The organism is Nocardia citri, from assembly GCF_054065835.1.
This window is the reverse complement of the sequence record NZ_JBSUQM010000017.1, coordinates 91336-109936: the sequence shown is the minus strand read 5'-3', so window position 1 is coordinate 109936 and position 18601 is coordinate 91336. Positions and strand designations below refer to the sequence as shown.

The 18601-nt window shown below is 65.8% G+C and carries 17 protein-coding genes; 6 read left to right on the top strand and 11 right to left on the bottom strand.

All coding sequences use genetic code 11. The features are described from left to right. The first annotated feature begins 8 nt into the window (after nt 1-8). Nucleotides 9-593 carry a TetR/AcrR family transcriptional regulator C-terminal domain-containing protein gene (locus ACW2Q0_RS21950; protein WP_457192765.1) on the top strand — a complete coding sequence of 195 codons (585 nt, stop codon included), beginning with the start codon at nt 9-11 and terminating at the stop codon, nt 591-593. A 425-nt stretch (nt 594-1018) separates the two neighbouring features. Here the strand turns inward: ACW2Q0_RS21950 and ACW2Q0_RS21945 are convergent, their stop codons facing one another. The 8 genes from ACW2Q0_RS21945 to ACW2Q0_RS21910 all read right to left on the bottom strand — a co-directional run bounded on the left by ACW2Q0_RS21945 (nt 1019) and on the right by ACW2Q0_RS21910 (nt 9847). After that, the gene (locus tag ACW2Q0_RS21945; RefSeq protein WP_457192764.1) at nt 1019-2248 is read right to left on the bottom strand and encodes an MFS transporter; all 1230 of its coding nucleotides are present in this window, start codon (nt 2246-2248) and stop codon (nt 1019-1021) included. Between the two features lie 112 nt (nt 2249-2360). Continuing rightward, nucleotides 2361-3704, bottom strand: a complete 1344-nt coding sequence (locus tag ACW2Q0_RS21940) for an LLM class flavin-dependent oxidoreductase (RefSeq protein ID WP_457192763.1) — start codon at nt 3702-3704, stop codon at nt 2361-2363. Then, complete coding sequence (locus tag ACW2Q0_RS21935; RefSeq protein WP_457192762.1) at nt 3701-4450, bottom strand: ABC transporter ATP-binding protein; 750 nt, start codon at nt 4448-4450, stop codon at nt 3701-3703. The genes ACW2Q0_RS21940 and ACW2Q0_RS21935 overlap by 4 nt, the downstream gene beginning before the upstream one ends. Next, a complete protein-coding gene (locus ACW2Q0_RS21930) occupies nt 4426-5292 on the bottom strand; it encodes an ABC transporter permease (protein WP_457192761.1) in 867 nt (288 codons plus the stop codon). The genes ACW2Q0_RS21935 and ACW2Q0_RS21930 overlap by 25 nt, the downstream gene beginning before the upstream one ends. 2 nt (nt 5293-5294) lie before the next feature. Next, entirely contained in the window at nt 5295-6383 is a 1089-nt protein-coding gene (locus ACW2Q0_RS21925) for an ABC transporter substrate-binding protein (protein WP_457192760.1), read from the bottom strand. A 168-nt stretch (nt 6384-6551) separates the two neighbouring features. Next, nucleotides 6552-7718 (bottom strand): alpha/beta fold hydrolase, encoded by a 1167-nt coding sequence (locus tag ACW2Q0_RS21920; protein WP_457192759.1) that lies wholly within the window; start codon nt 7716-7718, stop codon nt 6552-6554. 306 nt (nt 7719-8024) lie between these two features. After that, the gene (bioD, locus tag ACW2Q0_RS21915) at nt 8025-8702 is read right to left on the bottom strand and encodes a dethiobiotin synthase (RefSeq protein ID WP_457192758.1); all 678 of its coding nucleotides are present in this window, start codon (nt 8700-8702) and stop codon (nt 8025-8027) included. Then, nucleotides 8699-9847 carry an 8-amino-7-oxononanoate synthase gene (locus ACW2Q0_RS21910; protein ID WP_457192757.1) on the bottom strand — a complete coding sequence of 383 codons (1149 nt, stop codon included), beginning with the start codon at nt 9845-9847 and terminating at the stop codon, nt 8699-8701. Before ACW2Q0_RS21910 ends, bioD begins: the two co-directional genes overlap by 4 nt. A gap of 134 nt (nt 9848-9981) precedes the next feature. Here ACW2Q0_RS21910 and ACW2Q0_RS21905 point away from each other — a divergent pair, with 134 nt between their 5' ends. Continuing rightward, nucleotides 9982-10302: a hypothetical protein gene (locus tag ACW2Q0_RS21905; RefSeq protein ID WP_457192756.1), complete on the top strand. Its 321-nt coding sequence runs from the start codon at nt 9982-9984 to the stop codon at nt 10300-10302. Nucleotides 10303-10312: 10 nt separating this feature from the next. On the opposite strand, the gene ACW2Q0_RS21900 is transcribed toward ACW2Q0_RS21905, so the two are convergent. Next, nucleotides 10313-11581, bottom strand: a complete 1269-nt coding sequence (locus ACW2Q0_RS21900) for an adenosylmethionine--8-amino-7-oxononanoate transaminase (protein WP_457192788.1) — start codon at nt 11579-11581, stop codon at nt 10313-10315. Nucleotides 11582-11672: 91 nt separating this feature from the next. On the opposite strand from ACW2Q0_RS21900, the gene ACW2Q0_RS21895 reads away from it, so the two are divergent. Genes ACW2Q0_RS21895 through treY form a run of 3 tightly spaced genes read left to right on the top strand, consistent with a single transcriptional unit; the run spans nt 11673 to nt 16509 of the window. After that, nucleotides 11673-11879 carry a hypothetical protein gene (locus ACW2Q0_RS21895; protein ID WP_457192755.1) on the top strand — a complete coding sequence of 69 codons (207 nt, stop codon included), beginning with the start codon at nt 11673-11675 and terminating at the stop codon, nt 11877-11879. A 59-nt stretch (nt 11880-11938) separates the two neighbouring features. Beyond that, nucleotides 11939-14059, top strand: coding sequence for a glycogen debranching protein GlgX (gene glgX, locus ACW2Q0_RS21890; RefSeq protein WP_457192754.1), 2121 nt, complete (start codon nt 11939-11941; stop codon nt 14057-14059). An 11-nt stretch (nt 14060-14070) separates the two neighbouring features. Further along, the gene (gene treY, locus ACW2Q0_RS21885) at nt 14071-16509 is read left to right on the top strand and encodes a malto-oligosyltrehalose synthase (RefSeq protein ID WP_457192753.1); all 2439 of its coding nucleotides are present in this window, start codon (nt 14071-14073) and stop codon (nt 16507-16509) included. Nucleotides 16510-16676: 167 nt separating this feature from the next. Here the strand turns inward: treY and ACW2Q0_RS21880 are convergent, their stop codons facing one another. After that, the gene (locus tag ACW2Q0_RS21880) at nt 16677-17450 is read right to left on the bottom strand and encodes an MspA family porin (RefSeq protein WP_457192752.1); all 774 of its coding nucleotides are present in this window, start codon (nt 17448-17450) and stop codon (nt 16677-16679) included. Nucleotides 17451-17784: 334 nt separating this feature from the next. After that, complete coding sequence (locus ACW2Q0_RS21875) at nt 17785-18000, bottom strand: hypothetical protein (protein WP_457192751.1); 216 nt, start codon at nt 17998-18000, stop codon at nt 17785-17787. A gap of 86 nt (nt 18001-18086) precedes the next feature. Here ACW2Q0_RS21875 and ACW2Q0_RS21870 point away from each other — a divergent pair, with 86 nt between their 5' ends. Continuing rightward, the gene (locus ACW2Q0_RS21870; protein WP_457192750.1) at nt 18087-18521 is read left to right on the top strand and encodes a nitroreductase family deazaflavin-dependent oxidoreductase; all 435 of its coding nucleotides are present in this window, start codon (nt 18087-18089) and stop codon (nt 18519-18521) included. Nucleotides 18522-18601: the final 80 nt, after the last annotated feature.

Sequence of the window (18601 nt, the reverse complement as noted above, 5' to 3'; positions counted from 1 at the left end):
GAAACACCGTGCAGCTGCACCGCGCGGACGTGGTCGACGGCGCCATCGCCATACTCGACCAGTACGGTCTCGCCGACCTGACCATGCGCAGGCTCGCCGGTTCACTCCAGGTCCAGCCGGGTGCGCTGTACTGGCACTTCCCCAATAAACAGGCATTGCTCGGCGCGGTGGCCGACCAGATCCTGGCTCCGATGGAGGATCCGATCGAGGCCGCGGACTGGTCGGGCCAGATCACCGAATTGGCGCATCGACTGCGCGGCTGCCTGCTCGCCTATCGCGACGGTGCCGAATTGGTCTCGGCGACCTACGCCTCCCGGCTCACCACGAGCAAGGGCCGGGAACGACTCGTCGGCGCCGCGATCCGCGGCGGAATGACACGGCCGGAAGCGGAACTCGCGGCGTACACATTGCTGTATTACGTGCTCGGGCAGACGGTGGACGAACAGTCCAGAATGCAGATGGATTCGGCCGGTGCGCTGACCGAAGACGCCTCACCATTGAACGAAACCCCCGACGCGACAGCACGTTTCGACTTCGGTCTGCAACTGTTCATCGGCGGTGTACGGCATCTGCTCGGGACCCGCGTAAACTGAACCCTTCGTCGGCGCATAACGCCCGGAAGGGATATCAGCGATGCCCGTCTCCGATCATTCCGAAGCGGTGGGGTCACCCGAGGTGGTCGGGCGGGTGGTTTCGGCACAGGAATGCGACGCGCTGTGGGCAGCGTGGACGCCTGCCGAAGTCGCGCAGCGGCTGTCGGTGTCGCGACAAAGACGAAGCCGACTTCCGCCGCGCGCTGCCGTTGATGGACCGAACTCAAAAGTCCCGGCTGTTCGACTGGCTGTCTCGGGTACACCCCGATCACCCCTGGCTGGAAAGAATTTCGACCCACCAGGATTGAGTAGGCGCGAACCTCTGATGGAGAACATCACCGGCGGGGATTTCCGACGGACACGGCCGCCGCGGGAACAGCAGCTGCCCCGCTCGCCTGCGCCCGGGTGGTGCGAGTGCGACCAGCTCAGTCGGGTGTCGGGGTACGGGCGTGACTTGCGTCGGCGAACAGGGCGGGGTAGGCACCGGGGAACCAGCGGTGTATGGCCATCGCGCCGGTGAATACCGCTGCGGCGATGGCGAGCGATGAGGCAGCGAGAACTGTTGCGGCGCTGATCAAGCCGACGGCTATGGGACCGGCGAACATGCCTATGTCGTGGGTCAGACGCCAGGCACCGAGGAATTCCGCACGATGGCTCGGCGGGGCGATGTCGGCGCCGACGGTCATGATGATGCCATTGCTGACACCGTTGGCGAGACCGAGCAGTACTGCGGCACCGGTGAGTTCGAGCGCCGTCGAGGTGAGTGGAAGCGCCGCGAAGCCGAACGCGAACAGCAGCATCGACGGAACGCCGGTGGCGCGACTGCCGTACCGATCGAGCAGGATGCCGCCCGGATAGGACAGCAGCACGTCCATTGCCCCGGCGATGCCGAATATCAGGCTGGTAGCGGCCGCGCTGACGCCGATATGCGCGGCCCACAGCGGGAGCAGTGCGGTGCGGGTCGCCCGGGCAGCGCCCATCAGCAGCGCCGCCGAACCGAGTGTGCCCAGCACCCTGCGGTTGTCGAGGACCACCGAACGCAGCGTGTGATCGGCGGCGTACGTATCGTCGCCGTCGGCCGTACGGATGGCGAGCATCGCCGCTCCCGATACAACGGTCGTGCCGAACTGCAACCACAGCGCACCGCTCGGCCCCATCGCGTAGACCATTGCGGCCCCGATGAACGGCCCACAGAACGAGCCGAGGCGCGAACCGGCGGCCAGGGCCGAAAACGCACGACCCCGCTCGTCCGGTGGCACCACGGCCACGATGTAGGACTGTCGTGCCAAACCCCACACCGCACTGGCAGTCCCATTGAGCAGCACACCAACCGCCAGCACACCGGTGTGTGGAGCGAAGATCGCGCACAGCACCCCGATCAGGCCGAGTCCCGAACCCACGGCAATCGCCCGGCGCTCCCCGATGCGCGAAACCACCCGGCCCGCAGGCAGATCCGCCAGCACCATCCCCAACCCGCTCAGCGCAACGACAATTCCGGCGACACCGGCGGACGCGCCGAGGTCCAACGCGCGCAACGCGTACATCGGCGCGGCCGCACCGGATCCGATCCCGTAGAGCACCACCGGCACGAAGACTGTCCACACCAGCGCGCGCAGGCGAACCGACTCCGCGGTGGCGCCGACCCGCTCGCTCACAGTGCCTGCGCCGCGTGCAGCCGGCATCGAAGCGCCCGCACATGAATGCTGGAGCCTATGGCCCGACGATGCCGATCATCTCGCCGGGCTCGATACGGGCTGGTACAGGCGCTCACTGCGCGAGTGCCGGGCGCCGGGCGTACCGGCTCTGCGGTCGCGGTAGACCGAAGTGGTCACGCAATGTCGTTCCGGCGTATTCGGTGCGGAACAGGCCGCGCCGCTGCAGGATCGGAACGACCTGCTCGGTGAAGACCTCCAGACCACCCGGGTAGTAGGGCGGCATCACGTTGAAACCGTCGGCGGCGCCGTTGCGGAACCAATCCTCGATGGTGTCGGCGACCTGCTCCGGTGTACCGGCGAAGACCCGATGTCCGCGGGCACCCGCGAGACGATGGAGCAGCCCGCGCACGGTGGGCCGTTCCCGCCGCACGATCCCCGCGACTACCTGCCGACGGCTTTGGTCGTTATCGGTGACATCGCCCGCGTCGCTGAACAATTCGAGCGGCACGGGTTCATCCAGCGGCAGGTGCCGCAGGCTTTGGCCCGCGATACCTGCCAACTGCTTCAGCCCGTATTCGGGCACGGTGAGCTCGTTGAACTCCCGCTCCAACTGTTTGGCGGCCGCTTCGGTGTCACCGATGAACGGGCTGATACCGGGCAGGATCTTGATCTGGTCGGCGTCGCGGCCGAATTCGGCGGCCTTGGCCTTGATATCGGCATAGAACGCCTGCGCGTCCTCGAGGCGCTGGTGCGCGGTGAAGATCGCCTCGGCGTACCGGCCCGCGAAGGCCCGGCCGTCGTTCGACGCACCGGCCTGTACCAGCACCGGATGTCCCTGCGGGGTACGCGGCGCAGTGAACGGACCACGCACACTGAGGTATTCGCCGACGAAGTCGATGGGGTGGATCTTGTCCGGATCGGCGTAGATGCCCGACTCCTGATCCAGCAGGATGGCGTCGTCCTCCCAGCTGTCCCACAGCGCGACGACCGCATCGACGAATTCCCGGGCCCGCGCGTACCGCGTCGGATGATCGGGATGTTTCTCGAGCCCGAAATTCGCGGCGGCGAGGTCGGTTCCGGTGGTGACGATATTCCAGCCCGCCCGGCCGCCGGAGATGTGGTCCAGCGTGGAGAACAGCCTGGCCAGGTTGTATGGCTCGTAGTAGGTGGTCGATGCGGTGGCGATCAGCCCGAGATGGGTTGTGGCCGTCGCGATCGCGGTGAGCAGCGTGATCGGTTCCAAACCGGAGGCCGCATTGTGCTTGACATTGGTCCGCAGCGCGGGTCCGTCGGCGAAGAACACCGCGTCGAGTTTCGCGGCTTCGGCCGTGCGACCGATCTCCTGGTAATAGGCGACATCGTAGATCCGGTCGGGTCGGCTCTGCGGATGCCGCCAGGCCGCCTCATGATGTCCGGACGGGTAGATGAACGCATTGAGGCTCAGTTGGCGTGTCATGAGGCTTTCTTCGCATCGTGTAAGGCCGCGACGTCGACGCCGAGGCTGGCAAGCAGCAGCTCGCGCAGACGGTTGAAGTCCGGATCGATGTGACGGCGTGGACGTTCCAGATCAATGCGCTGGTCGACGGCGATGCGCCCCTCGTCGAGGACGAGCACGCGGTCGGCAAGCAGTACCGCCTCGTCGACATCATGGGTCACCAGCAGGACGGCGGGTTTGTGCTTGGCGCACAAATCCTGCAGCAGCACATGCATTTTGATACGGGTGAGCGCATCCAGCGCCCCGAAGGGCTCATCGGCCAGCAGAAGCTCCGGCTCCCGGACCAGCGACCGCGCCAATGCGACACGCTGTTGCTCACCGCCGGAAAGCTCCTTGGGCCACGCCTTTTCCCGCCCCGCGAGCCCGGCCTCGGCCAGTGCGGTCCGACCGCGCTCGGCGGCATCGGCACCCGACAAACCGAGCGTCACATTGTCCAGCACCCGATTCCACGGCAACAGCCGCGAATCCTGGAAAACCACCGCACGCTCCGTCGGCACCCGCAACTCACCCGAGCCGAGCACATCACGATCCAGCTCGGCCAGCGCGCGCAGCAAGGTGCTCTTACCGGAACCACTGCGCCCGAGCAGGGCGACGAATTCACCGCGCGCGATATCGAGATCGATACCGTGCAACACCACGCGGTCGCCGAAACCCCTACGCAGTCCACGGATTCGGACCACATTCAGTCCGCGATCGTCTGCCGCCATGACAGTGCCCTCCGTTCCGTCGCGCGCACGGCGAGATCGCCGAACAGTCCGAGCAGGCCGTAGATCACCAGACCGACCACGATGACGTCGATCTGCCCGTAGGTACGCGCCTGCGTCATCAGATAGCCGATGCCGCTGGTGGCATTGACCTGTTCCACCACGACCAGCGCCAGCCAGGAAATCGTGACCGCCAGCCGCAATCCGGTGAAGAATCCGGGTAGTGAACCCGGCAGCGCGATCCGACGAATGAAAGCCCACCGCGAAAGCCCCACTGTCGCCGCCAATTCCACATACCGGCTATCGACGCCGCGCAATTGCGCGTGGGTATTGAGATAGATCGGAATCGCGACACTGGTCGTGATGACGATGAGCTTCATATCCTCACCGATGCCGAACCACACGATGAACAGTGGGATCAGCGCCAGCGTCGGAATCGAGCGTTTGATCTGAATCGGCCCGTCCAGCAGCGCTTCACCGACGCGGCTCAGTCCGGCGATCAAGGCGAGCACCACACCGATCACCACGCCGAGCCCGAGACCCCAGCCCGCGCGCTGCAGTGAGGTGAGCAGATTCGACTGCAACCTGCCGTCGGCGAACAGATCGCGTGCGGTCTCGGCAACGGTCCACGGCGCGGGCAATGTCTGCTCATCCAGTGCGCCCGAGGCGGATCCGATCACCCATGCCGCGATCAGCAGCGTGGGCCCGATGGCGATTCCGAATGGAATCGGGCGGCCCGGTCCGAGCCGGGGCCGGGTCGATTTGCGGCGGGCCGATAACGGCTGCGCGGCAGTGCGCGAACTTTGTCCGATCCGGCCGAGTACGCCGACATCCACAGTAGCCATTGCTATTTCGCCTTCGATTCGAATGCGGCACCGCTCTCGGTCACCGCCTGGGTGACGACGGCGTCGAAACGCAGATCGAAACCGTCCGCCGCACGCACCTTCTTGGGCAGTTCGCCCGCCTTGTCGATCGCATCGATGGTGCTCTGCTGGCGGTCGATGAGCTGCTGATCCAGATGCGGAAAGACATTGGTGCCGAGCGAATCGACAATGCGCTTCGCATCATCGGCGCTGACCTTCTGGTTCTCGACGTAGTACTTGCGCGCCCATTCGTCCTGATGGGTATTGACCCACTGGTTGGCCCGGATGTAGGCGGCGACCAACGCCCGGGTCGCGGCTGCCTTGGCGGGATCGGTCACCGCGGCGCGGCGCGCGTACAGATAGGCAAGGCCGCCGTAGATACCGGTGGTCTCCGAATCCGGAACCAACGATGCGCCAGGGGTGCGCAACAGCCTGGTGACATTCGGCTCGATCAGTGGCGCGACATCCACCTGGCCGGTGCGCACGGCATCCAGGAATTCCGCGAGCTGCAACCGAACCAATTGCACGTCGGTTGGTTTCAACCCGGCCTTGTCCAATGCCCGCAGCACCGCGGCCTGTTGGGCGGTGCCCTCCGCATAGGCGATCTTCTTACCTTTGAGATCGGCAAGCGTGGTGACCGTCTTGCCCGGCGCCACCCCGAGTTTCAGTGCGCTGGGGCTGGATTGAATGGCCGCGATGATCGGCACATCCTGCCCGGCCACCTGCGCATGGATCGGTGGGACATCGCCGACCGTCGCGACATCGGCGGCCCCGGCCCGGAACGCCTCCAGAATGGCCGGTCCGCCGATGAAATTGGCGAATTCCACCTTGAACGGCAGCTTGTCGAGCTCGCCGGAGAACTGGAGTACCGACTTGAACCGCTCCTGTTGATCAGCCAGTACGAGCTTGGTGCCCGCGGGGATTTCGGTGGGCAGCGGGGCGTCGGTTTTACCGACCGGCTTATCGTCGCTCGCGCAGCCGGTCAACCCCAGGCTCGCAACGGTCGCCGCAGCGAGCAATGCGGCAATAGTGCGGCCGCGCAGGCCGGTCAGGAACGTACGTGGTCGGAACATGCGGTGATTGAATCAAGATGGATCCGGCACGCATACGGTTTGTCTTAGCCTGATTCCAACTGTGTTCACCCACCCCGCCGGCTCCGCCGGCTGCCATCCCCCATGTGTTCACCCACCCCGCCGGCTGCCATCCCCTGTGTTCACCCACCCCGCCGAATCCGATCCCCCTCAGCGCGCAGGCGCCGCCGCGATCGTCGCGCGCACCTGTTGCTGGTATCGCTGGATGAACGGCAGGATCTGCTGATCGATGATCTGGTTGTAGGCCTCGGGGCGCTGCATCGGATTGGCGTGCCCGGTATTTCGCGGCATGACCACCAGCAGCGAGCCGTCGACGCCACCGGCCCGCTCGATGAGCACCTGATGGGAATATTCGACATCGACCACCCGGTCGTTGTCCGGATCGCGCGGTCGGATGAAGACAATCGCCGGGCGCGGCTTGTCGTCGACGGGCCGGGACAACGCGCGCAGATCGTTGATCGCACCGCCCGCCACGATCGCCAGGAACTGCATTTCGATCAGGCCGTTGCTGGCCGCGTCACGGGAGAAGATCTTCTCGCGCAACACTTCTCCGACGACATCGCGCAATGGCTCGAGCCGGATCCCGGGCACCCCGTTGGCGCCGCGATCGACGAATCGGTCACGGCGCGCGTAGGTCTCGACAGCCAGTCGCAGGGTGCGGCTTTCCCGCGCCCCGGGCAGCCAGCCCATCCAGCGCACCATATCCTCGCCCGCACCGCGACTCTCCGGGCGCACCGCGTTCAGATCCACCGGTGTGCAGTCCAGGATCACTCCGACCAACCGCCGGTCGCTTTCGAGGTGGATATGCCGCGCGACCTCGAGCGCGATGACCCCACCCATACTGTGTCCGACCAGCACGATGTTCTTCAGCCCGGACATCTGGGCAGCGCGAATGATCAGATCCGCGATCACCTTGGTGTCGATACCTTGATTGTCGTATTCGATGGCCCAGACCACGCCCATCTCGCTGAGGGCGGGCAGTGCGGCCGCGGTATTGCTGGCATCGAGGCCGCCGAGTCCGACCATATCGACGACGACGGTGTCCCAATCGCGCTCGTGCACAGGGGTGGCGATCGGCAGCACGGCGGGTTGGGTGCGCGCGAGGCGATCGCGTTCCGGGGCTACGTCGTGCACCCAGTACTGGGCGAACACGATGAGCCCGGCGAGCAATACCAAGGCGACCCGCAGCAGCGCCAACCTGGTACGGCGCAACGTCTGCCACCCGTGCCCGAGACGAGTCTCCCGAAGCCGGGCCCTCCGTCGCGCGTCGTCCCAGTCCGAGACGGTGGACGGGTGCCGATCGTCCAACGGCGACATCTACTCCACTGTAGGTACGGTTCGCGAGTGCTGCCACGCAACCCGGTAGTGGCGGTGTGGAGCGGCCGCGATTCGCCCGTGGAGCAGTACCGATGATGTACGCACACATCCGGCACTATCCGCGTACCAATATCGAACCGTCGCTTGACGATTGCGGTGCCATTACCCGGTGTACCGCTGAAATCCGGTGCCCGCAGCCGCGCACGGACGGCGTGGTGTCAGTGCTGTCAGGGCAGTTCGCCGGTTTCGGCCAGGGTGGCGAGTCTGCCGAGTGCGAAGGCTACGCTCAGCCGACGAAACCGCGAACTACCGGCTGAGCGCGAACCAACCGGGAGTGAACCAACCGGGTGCCGCGGCACAGAAGCGCTCGCGATCCCACTCACCCACCCCCTCGGGCATCGCCCCGACCAGTTCGACACCGGTAACCCGGGGCAGATCAGTGCGATTGCACTCTTCGGCCAGCCCGGGCTGGTCAGGCCAGGAGCCGATCACCAGCCCCGCACAGCGGACACCGGCCGACGACAGTGCGCGCGTCGTCAATTCGCTGTGGTTGAGGGTGCCCAGCCCGGCCGCCGCGACCACGACCACCGGGGCGTCGAGCTTCTGGGCCAGCTCGAGCAGTGTGAATTCGCCGAGGCGGACCAGCAATCCGCCTGCCCCTTCGACCAAGGTCAGGTCCGCGTCGGCGAGCGCGTCGATGGCGGCGGCGGTTTCACTCAGCGTCAACAGCGGCTGCCCGCACCGGCGCGCGGCCGTATCCGCCGCCAATGGATCGGGATAGCGAGCGATCTCGAGCGTCCTGGTCACTCCGGACAGGCGTTCGACTTCGGCGAGATCACCGGGTTCACCCGGTGCGATACCGGTTTGGGCCGGTTTGCACACCGCCACCGAGCGACCGGAGGCCAGCGCGGCCGCGGCGAGCGCGGCGGTCACCACGGTCTTGCCGACCTCCGTCGACGTACCGGTTACGAAAAGCACACTCATGCCGTCACGAATCCACGCGCCTGCGCCAGCACCTCGCCGAGAACCATTGCGATGGTGTGGAGTTCGTCGGGAGTCAGATCGGCCCGCGCGGTGAGCCGCAGCCGCGATGTCCCCTCGGGCACCGACGGCGGGCGGAAGCAACCCACGTCCAAACCACGCGCGCGACAGACCTGCGCGGCGTCATAGGCGACCTGCGCCTCACCGAGCACCACGGACACTACCGCCGAATCCGGCTCCGCCACACCGGCGATGCGTGCGAGATCGGCGGCCCGCTCCAGCACCCGACCCGCCAGCTCGGGCTGCCGGCGCAACAGCCGCAACGCCGCCCGCGCCGCACCGACCGCGGCAGGCGCGAGCCCGGTATCGAAGATAAATGTGCGTGCCGCATCGATCAGATGCCCGCGCACCCGCTCGCCGGCCAGCACGACACCGCCCTGTGCGGCAAACGCTTTCGAAAGGGTCGCGGTGACAACGAGATCCGGCTCCCCGGCCAAACCGACCTCGTGCACAAGTCCACGTCCACCCACGCCGCGCACACCGAGCCCGTGTGCCTCATCCACGATCAACACCGCGCCATTCGCCCGGGTGACCCGATGCAACTCGGCCAGCGGTGCCAGATCACCATCGGCGCTGAACACCGAATCGGTAAGTACCAGTGCTCGTTCCTCGGTCCGCTCCGCCAGCAGACGCTCGACGGCCGCCACATCGCAGTGCGCGGCGATCTCCACGCGCGAGCGCGACAGCCGGCAGGCATCCACCAGCGATGCGTGACTGCCCGCATCGGAGACGATCAGCGCACCCCGACCGGCGAGCGCGGTCACCACCCCGAGATTGGCGGCATAGCCGGAGGCAAAGACCAAACCGGCCTCGACACCGACGAATTCGGCGAGTTCGGACTCGAGCTGCTCATGCTCGGCGGTGGTCCCGGTGACGAGCCGGGATCCGGTCGACCCGGTACCCCAGCGTCGCACGGCGTCGATCGCGCCCTCGATCACCTCTGGATGACGGACCAGCCCGAGGTAGTCATTGGAGGCGAGGTCGATCGATGGCGATTGCGCCGCGCGCGGGCGCAATTCACGGCGCAACCCGACGCGCGCGCGCTCGGCGGCGCGCTCGTCAAGCCAGCCCAACGGATCGGTAGTCACAGCTCCGCAGCATACTTGAACAGCGTTCAAGACGCATGCGCGGGGGTGGGTGCTGGTAACGTAGGAGCCAATCGTTGAGGGTTCGCCACCGACCAACGGTGGCGCGGCATTTCCGCCAAAGGGAGCAGGGCCGAATGCCACGGTGGGCGATAGTCGTCGAAGAGACAACAGGTTCCGGCGATCACAAGCGTTGGTCGCCGCGGATACTCGCGGAGGTGGTCGGCACTCGTGCGCAGGCTCTGACCAAATTGCACTCGCTCGTACCCACTTTCACCCCGCAGCATCCGAGACTTCCGGGTCGCCGGATTCTGCTGCGCGACGAGGACACCTATCTGCTGATCGCCTGTGGCTGGGCCGACGACTACCACTGCGTATTCCGAGTCTGGGAGATCGTCTCCGATACCGATCGCCCCGAGAGTGCGGGAAACGAGCACAACACCCGCAGGCACGCCTGATCCGGCCGCATCAGACTTGGGCGGCGGCAACCATACCGGCGGTAATGCGTTCGATGTCCTCGGTCGTGCTGATGAAGGGCGGCATGGTGTAGATAAGATCGCGGAAGGGGCGCAGCCAGACGCCTGCTTCGACGGCGGCGTGGGTGGCCTTGCGCAGATCCACCGGATGATCGAGTTGCACAACGCCGATCGCCCCCAGTACCCGCACATCGGTCACCCCGGGCAGCGAACGCGCCGGAGCCAGACCGGCTTTCAGTTCCGATTCGATACGGGTCACTTCGGCGCGCCAATCCCGTTGCTGCAGCAACTCGATCGAGGCCACCGCGACCGCGCACGCCAGCGGATTACCCATGAAGGTCGGACCGTGCATCAGCCCGCCGTGCTCCGCGCTGATGGTCTCGGCGATCCGGGCAGTGCACAGCGCGGCCGCCAGGGTCAGATACCCGCCGGTGAGCGACTTGCCGACACACATCACATCCGGACTCACCCCGACGTGATCGGCCGCGAAAAGCGTTCCGGTGCGGCCGAATCCGGTCGCGATCTCATCGAAGATCAACAGCACCCCGTATTCGTCGCTCAGGCGCCGCAGGTCGGTCAGATACCGCGGATCGTGCCAGCGCATCCCACCCGCGCCCTGCACGAGTGGCTCCACGACGACGGCCGCGAGTTCGTCGGCATGCGCGGCCAGCAGCCGCTCGAATTCGGCCACATAGTCAGCCGAGTATTCGAGCGGCGGCGCCGGGGCGAAGAGCTGCTCCGCGAGCACATCGGTCCACAGCGCGTGCATGCCGCCTTCCGGATCGCACACGCTCATCGGCGTGAAGGTATCGCCGTGATACCCGCCGCGCCAGGTGAGCAGCCGCCGCTTCGCCGGTTTACCCATCGCGCGCCAGTACTGCAGGCACATCTTCACCGCGACCTCGACCGATACCGAACCGGAGTCGCACAGGAATACCTTGTCCAGACCGGCGGGTGTCAGCTTCACGAGCAATGCGGCCAGCCGCGCCGCCGGTTCATGGGTGAGCCCGCCGAACATCACATGACTCATCCGCTGCGACTGCGCCACCAGCGCGGCATCCAGTACCGGATGCCGGTAACCGTGGATGGCAGCCCACCACGAACTCATCCCGTCGACCAATTCCCGACCGTCGGCGAGGGTGAGCCGGGTTCCGGAAGCAGCGGAGACCACCAGCGGTTCGGTTGTCGCGGGAAAGCCGCCGTAGGGATGCCAGACGTGGTCGGCGTCGATGGCGGTGATCTCGGCAGGGGTCAGGGCAATGGCGGCCGGCGGAGCCGGCGGAGTGGGTGAGCTCGATGCCACAGGATTCCTCGCGGTCGCGTGACGGCCCCGGCCTACCAGGGATTGAACGGTGTTCAAGTTACCACTCGAGCTGCACGCACACGATCCCCCGTCGAATTCCGTGGTCGAGCCGACCGCGCGCGGGATTACCTGGACGGCCATCTCGCGGGCGTCCCGGGTGCGGCTGCAGCGTCTGGTATTCGGCGGATTCGCCCGGCCGCCCTCCCAGATCGGCTACCGGCGGCGCCGCCACGAAACCGGCCCCGACCAGGACTGACTCGCCCGGTCACAACCGTCCACACGGAGTACCCGCCGGCTGGCGCTAGTGTCGTTGACATGGCTCAGCCCGACGCAGCGCCCGGTGAGGTGACACCCCTCGGTGTCTGGCCCGGCACCGCCTACCCACTGGGCGCGACCTACGACGGCGCAGGTACCAATTTCTCGGTGTTCTCCGAGGTTGCCGACGCGGTCGAACTGTGCCTTATCGCCAAGGACGGCAGCCAAGCCAGAGTGCCGCTGGAAGAGGTCGACACCTACGTCTGGCATGCCTATCTCCCGACCATCGGACCGGGCCAGCGCTACGGTTTCCGGGTGCACGGACCCTACGATCCCGAGCACGGATTGCGCTGTGATCCAAGTAAATTGCTGCTCGATCCCTACGGCAAGGCTTTCGACGGCGAATTCGACAACGACTCCTCGCTCCACACCTACGGCCAGGATTCGCTGGGGCACACCATGACCGGTGTGGTGATCAACCCATTCTTCGACTGGGGCGCCGACCGTCCACCGAATCGGCCCTACCACGAGACGGTCATCTATGAGGCGCACGTCAAGGGCATGACGATGACGCACCCCGACATTCCGGAGGAGTTGCGCGGCACCTACGCGGGTATCGCACATCCGGCGATCGTGGAACATCTGAAGGAACTCGGCATCACCGCCATCGAACTGATGCCGGTGCACCAATTCCTGCACGACCGAGTCCTGTTGGATCAGGGCCTGCGCAACTACTGGGGCTACAACAGCTTCGGTTACCTCGCACCACACAACGAATACGCGGCCAGCGCACGCGGCGGCGCGGCGGTGACCGAATTCAAGGCCATGGTGCGCGCCCTGCATGCCGAGGGCATCGAGGTCATCCTCGATGTCGTCTACAACCACACCGGCGAGGGCAATCACCTCGGGCCGACCCTGGCCTTTCGCGGCATCGACAATGCCGCCTACTATCGCCTCGTCGACGACGACCCGTCGCACTATATGGACTACACCGGCACCGGTAACAGCCTCAACGTGCGCCATCCGCATACGCTGCAGCTGATCATGGACTCGCTGCGCTACTGGATCCTGGATATGCACGTCGATGGCTTCCGCTTCGACCTGGCCGCCACGCTGGCGCGGGAACTGCACGATGTGGACCGGCTGTCGACCTTCTTCGATCTGGTGCAACAGGATCCGGTGGTCAGTCAGGTGAAACTCATCGCGGAGCCGTGGGATGTCGGCGAGGGCGGTTATCAGGTCGGCAACTTCCCGGGCCAGTGGACCGAATGGAATGGCAAGTACCGCGACACCGTTCGCGACTACTGGCGTGGTGAACCCGCCACCCTCGGCGAATTCGCTTCCCGGCTCACCGGATCCTCTGATCTGTACGAGGCCACCGGCCGCAGGCCGAGCGCGAGCATCAACTTCATCACCGCTCACGACGGCTTCACTCTGCGGGATCTGGTGTCCTACAACGAGAAGCACAACGTGGCCAATGGCGAGGGCAATCGCGACGGCGAGAGCTACAACCGCTCGTGGAACTGCGGGGTGGAGGGCCCCACCGACGATCCGGAGATACTCGCGGTGCGCGCCAAGCAGAGTCGCAATCTGCTGGCCACACTGGTGCTCAGCCAGGGCACCCCGATGCTCGCGCACGGCGACGAGATGGGCCGCACCCAGCAGGGCAATAACAATGTCTACTGCCAGGATTCACCGGTGGCCTGGATGGATTGGTCACTGATGCAGACGAATTCGGACCTGTTCGAATTCACCAAGCGGGTGATCGCGCTGCGCACCGCGCATCCGATATTCCGCCGCCGCCGCTTCCTGGCGGGCCGGCCGATCCGACCGAAAGATCACGCCCACGATATCGCCTGGCTCACCCCGGCGGGTGAGGAGATGACACCCGCCGACTGGGACAGCGGTTTCGGCAAGTCGCTGGCGGTATATCTCAACGGCCTCGGTATCAACGAACCCGGCCCGCGCGGCGAACGCATCACCGACGATTCGTTCCTGCTGTGTTTCAACGCCCACGACCACGGCCTCGACTTCGTCCTGCCCGATCCGGATTACGGCGCCGAATGGACTGTCGCACTGGATTGTTCGATACCCGACGGCCGCGCCGATGCCACCTATCCGGCGGCGAGCACCATCGCCGTCCCCGCCCGTTGTCTGCTCGTCCTCCACTGCCCCGCATAACCGAAACGCCGATGACCGAGACGCCGAAGATCAAGACGCACACCCAGCACACCGACCCCATCTCCCGCGGCCGCAATTCGGCCCGGCCGACGGCGGTCCGCAGCACCTACCGACTCCAGCTGCGCCCCGACGCGTTGACCTTCACCGATGCCCGCGCGATCGCGGAATACCTACAGCAGCTGGGTATTTCGCATCTGTACCTGTCGCCGATCCTGACCGCGGCGGTCGGTTCGACGCACGGTTACGACGTCACCGATCCGACCACGGTGTCGGCGCCCCTCGGCGGCCCGGCCGGACTCAAGGCGCTCGCGGACGAAGTGCGCAGCCGCGGTATGGGTTTGATTGTCGATCTGGTACCCAACCACGTTGGCGTGGCCGATCCCCGCCAGAACCCGTGGTGGTGGGATGTGCTGCGCAACGGCCGTGAATCGCAGTTCGCGCATTTCTTCGATATCGACTGGAGTGCGGGCAATGGCGCGGGTGGGCGGCTGGCACTGCCGGTGCTGCAGAGCGAAAACGATCCGGCCGCACTGACGGTCGACCGGTCCGGTTCGGAACCGATGCTGGCACTGCACGATCTGCGCTTCCCCATCGCGGCGGGCACCGACGGCGACAACGCCCTGCGCATCCACGACAAACAGCACTACCGTCTGGTCAGCTGGAAGGCTGGGCTGTGCACCTACCGGCGGTTCTTCGCGGTCAGCAGCCTGGCCGCGGTGCGTCAGGAAGATCCCGAGGTCTTCGAGCTCACCCACCGCGAACTGGCCGCGTGGTGCGAACACGACCTGATCGACGGTGTCCGGGTCGACCATCCGGACGGATTGTCCTATCCCAGAGCGTATTTGACGAAGCTGCGGCGGCTGATCGGCCCGTACCGGCTACTACTCGTGGAAAAGATCCTCGCCAATCGCGAACCGCTGGACGCGACGCTACCGGTCGACGGGACCACCGGCTACGACGCCCTGTCCGACTACGGCGGCGTGCTGATCGACCCCGACGGCGAACAGACGCTGACCGAACTGTCACGCAAACTCGCCGGGCACGGCAGCGACCGGGCCTGGATCGGTGAGACCGAGCATCGGATCAAACGCGCAGTGGCGGAGAACATTCTGGCCCCGGAGATCCGGCGTCTGGTCGCCGCGATCAAGCGCGACGCACATGCCGAGAGCTTCGACACCATGGCTTTGACCAATGCCACCATCGAGGTGCTGGCCTTCATGCCGGTGTACCGGGTGGATTACGGGCCGCTGGCGGGTATGACCGGCGCGGTGATCGCCGAAGTGGAAAAGCGCAACAGCGAACTGACGGTGCCGCTGAGTGTGCTGGTGGCGGCGCTGGCATCCGACGGCGAGGCCGCCGTTCGATTCAGTCAGGTATGCGGTGCGATCACCGCCAAGGCCGTCGAGGACACCATGTTCTATCAGGCGGCGCGGCTGGTGTCGCTGCAGGAGGTGGGCGGCAATCCGGCCCGATTCGGCCACTCCCTCAACGAATTCCACCTGTCCAATAGCGAACGCGCGCAACGCTGGCCCGCCACCATGACCACCCTGTCGACGCACGACACCAAACGCGGTGAGGATGTGCGGGCCCGGATCGGGGTGCTTTCCCAGGCCGCGGATATCTGGGCGCGGGCCGTCGAATCCTGGCAGGAAATCACTCCCGGTCCCGACGGTGCGACGACATTGTTCCTGTTGCAGAACATGTTCGGCATCTGGCCCGCCGACGGTCGTCCGGCCTCGTCGGTGGCCGGACTGCGCGAGCGACTGCATCTGTTCGCGGAGAAGGCGATTCGCGAGGCCGGTGTCCATACTTCCTGGGAGGAACCGGAGGCCGGATTCGAGACGAAGGTGCACGGCTGGCTCGACGCGGTGATCGACGGGCCGGTCGGCTCCGAAATCGGCGATCTGGTGCATGAACTCGCCCCGCACGCCTGGTCGGATTCGCTGTCACAGAAGCTGCTGCAGCTGTGCGGGCCCGGAATTCCGGATATCTATCAGGGCTGCGAGCTGTGGGAGGACACGCTCGTCGATCCGGACAACCGCCGCCCGGTGGATTTCGCCGCCCGGGCGGGCCTGCTGCAATCCCTCACCGGCACACCGGCTTTGGATACCACCGGCGCGGCGAAGATGTGGATTGTCGCCTATGCGCTGTGGTTGCGTCGCGAACGTCCGGAATGTTTTGTCGGCGGCACCTACCTGCCCCTGTTCGCCACCGGCGAGCACGAGAGCAGGCTGGTCGCCTACGCGCGCGGCCGGACCGGTGAGACGCCCGAGGTGATCGTGGCCGCCACCCGGCACAGCCTCGCGCTGGCCGAAACCGGATGGGGGGATACCACTTTGGAGCTGCCGCAGGGCAACTGGACCGATCGGCTGACCGGCCATACCTTCCAAAGCCGGGCCCGATTGGAAAAGCTGTTCGCCCGGCTGCCGGTGGCGCTACTGGTGCGCTGAGGGCTCCTCCGGCGTGATAAAAGCCAAAGCCTCCGCCCCGGTTGCCGTCGAAACCCGCGTACTCGACTACCCGAATCATCGACCGTCCAATCGGCGACGTTAATGAAAACGCTGCCTTTCAATGGGAACACAGGCGGCAGGCGGGATTGCGCGAGTACCCGACGCGGCTACAACCAGGTGGGGTCGCCGAAGACCGCGCCCGAATCGTCGACCTCGGGCGAACTGGCGTAGACATAGGCGAATTGCCGCAGGGTAACCGGACCGGTGCAGGTATTGACCTTGATGTGGAAGTCCCGGACGACTGTCTGAATGAGCTTGCCGGGGATCATGTCCTTCTCCGCCAGCGCAACCTCCGCGACCTCGCCCGCTTGAAGGTTCACCGTGACCACCGGATTGGGATTAACGAAAACGGGGAAGAACTGGCCGCCCCCGCCCCCCGCCCCGGCCTCAGCCCCGGTCCCGGCCCCAGTCCCGGCCCCGTTCCCGGTCTGCGCGGCGTCCCCGTTCCCCTTTTTCCCGTTGGGCAGGTTCGGCACGTCGGGCAAATTAGGCGCGTTGGGCCTGGTGTTCCTGGTGTCCACGCCCAAGGGCAGAGGGACGATGATGTCGGGTGTCGCGCCAAGTGTGCCCGTACCGATCGTCACCGCACACCCGACGTGATACCCGACCTGGAGCTTGCCCGTGGCCGCCGCATCGATCTGACCGTAGGCGGTGGTGGTGACAAAAGCCTCCCGGGTAGTGGCCACCTGGTTCAGCGGCGCGATCCGATTGATCGTCTCGTCCCTGCTGCCCACCATGATGTTGCCACCGATCGGCGATGCGAAGCTCTTCTCGTGCGGCGCCATCGAGATGACCTCGGCCGACGCAGATGCCATCGATGACCCCGCGGCGACCAAGACGCCGCTGATCACCAGCGTTATCTTCATCAACTTGGAGGGCATAACCGCACTGTAGTAGCACATGGCTATGGAAATGGGCTGTGACACGGTCACGTATCCGATCGAGCAACATCGTGACCAACGGTCTTGGAAACCTTCGATCGTTTCGATGCCGCCCGCTGAACCGAACACATCCGCACCGAACTTCCCCCCCCCCTCGACGTCGAAGAGGTCTCGATCGGGATCAGGTGGAACTGGTGGCGGTGGCTACTCGCTTCGGCGATATCGCCACCGATCCCACCGGATCTTGAAACCCCGCCCCGCAGCTTCCTGCGTCAAGACCGGCGGCGGGCTCAGCGAGCTGCCACTCGACTCAAGCGCGACAGGTACCAGCCGACTACGGTCGACGGCTCGTAGCGACCTGCCCGACAAGCCAGCGGCCCGCCCCGACCCCGGCGGCGACCAGCACCGCAACCTGCAGGGATCCGGTAATCAGCGCGAGCACAACGCAGAGCGCCAACCCCAAGGCGATGGCCTCGAGTTTGTACATCGGCCACGCGCTACCTGCGATATCTACCGCCGTGGATCGGGTCGAAAGGGGGGCTACTGCCATGTAGTCAGGGTACACGGATCAGGAAGTTCGGGGTACCTAACATTTGGGTCGGGAACAGCGGCGGGCGGTGTGGTGTTGCGGGTGTTATGCCATTGACAGGTGAGTACGGGCCGAGCACATCCGATTGGGCCCGTGAGCAGGCCGAGCAAATCGAGAATTCCGGCGGGACCGAGGGCGTCTCCCTGCAGGGCAAGGCCGTCATCGTCCTGACCAGTAAAGGCGCGAAAAGCGGGCTGCTGCGCAAGACCGCGTTGATGCGAGTCGAGCACGACGGCGAATACGCCATCGTCGCCTCGCTGGGCGGGGCTCCGAAGCATCCCGTCTGGTATTGGAATATCAAGGCCGAGCCGCATGTCGAGTTGCGCGACGGCACCGTGAACAAGGACTACACCGCGAGAGAGGTCTTCGGCGCGGAGAAGGCGCTGTGGTGGGAGCGGGCGGTCGAGGTCTGGCCCGATTACGCGATCTACCAGACCAAGACGACCCGTGAGATCCCGGTATTCGTCCTCACGCCACGGTAAATCCGACCGGTAAACCGATCGTTTGCCACCTCCGATACCCACCCGCCGCGTCCGGCCGACGCGGCAGGTGGCAGCATATT

Coding starts and splice junctions, on each gene's coding strand:
- ACW2Q0_RS21905 (WP_457192756.1), top strand. CDS start 9,982: ATGCCACGGTGGGCGATAGTCGTCGAAGAGACAACAGGTTCCGGCGAT.
- ACW2Q0_RS21940 (WP_457192763.1), bottom strand. CDS start 3,704: ATGACACGCCAACTGAGCCTCAATGCGTTCATCTACCCGTCCGGACAT.
- ACW2Q0_RS21875 (WP_457192751.1), bottom strand. CDS start 18,000: ATGGCAGTAGCCCCCCTTTCGACCCGATCCACGGCGGTAGATATCGCA.
- ACW2Q0_RS21880 (WP_457192752.1), bottom strand. CDS start 17,450: ATGCCCTCCAAGTTGATGAAGATAACGCTGGTGATCAGCGGCGTCTTG.
- ACW2Q0_RS21930 (WP_457192761.1), bottom strand. CDS start 5,292: ATGGCTACTGTGGATGTCGGCGTACTCGGCCGGATCGGACAAAGTTCG.
- ACW2Q0_RS21870 (WP_457192750.1), top strand. CDS start 18,087: ATGCCATTGACAGGTGAGTACGGGCCGAGCACATCCGATTGGGCCCGT.
- ACW2Q0_RS21920 (WP_457192759.1), bottom strand. CDS start 7,718: ATGTCGCCGTTGGACGATCGGCACCCGTCCACCGTCTCGGACTGGGAC.
- ACW2Q0_RS21925 (WP_457192760.1), bottom strand. CDS start 6,383: ATGTTCCGACCACGTACGTTCCTGACCGGCCTGCGCGGCCGCACTATT.
- treY (WP_457192753.1), top strand. CDS start 14,071: ATGACCGAGACGCCGAAGATCAAGACGCACACCCAGCACACCGACCCC.
- ACW2Q0_RS21935 (WP_457192762.1), bottom strand. CDS start 4,450: ATGGCGGCAGACGATCGCGGACTGAATGTGGTCCGAATCCGTGGACTG.
- bioD (WP_457192758.1), bottom strand. CDS start 8,702: ATGAGTGTGCTTTTCGTAACCGGTACGTCGACGGAGGTCGGCAAGACC.
- glgX (WP_457192754.1), top strand. CDS start 11,939: ATGGCTCAGCCCGACGCAGCGCCCGGTGAGGTGACACCCCTCGGTGTC.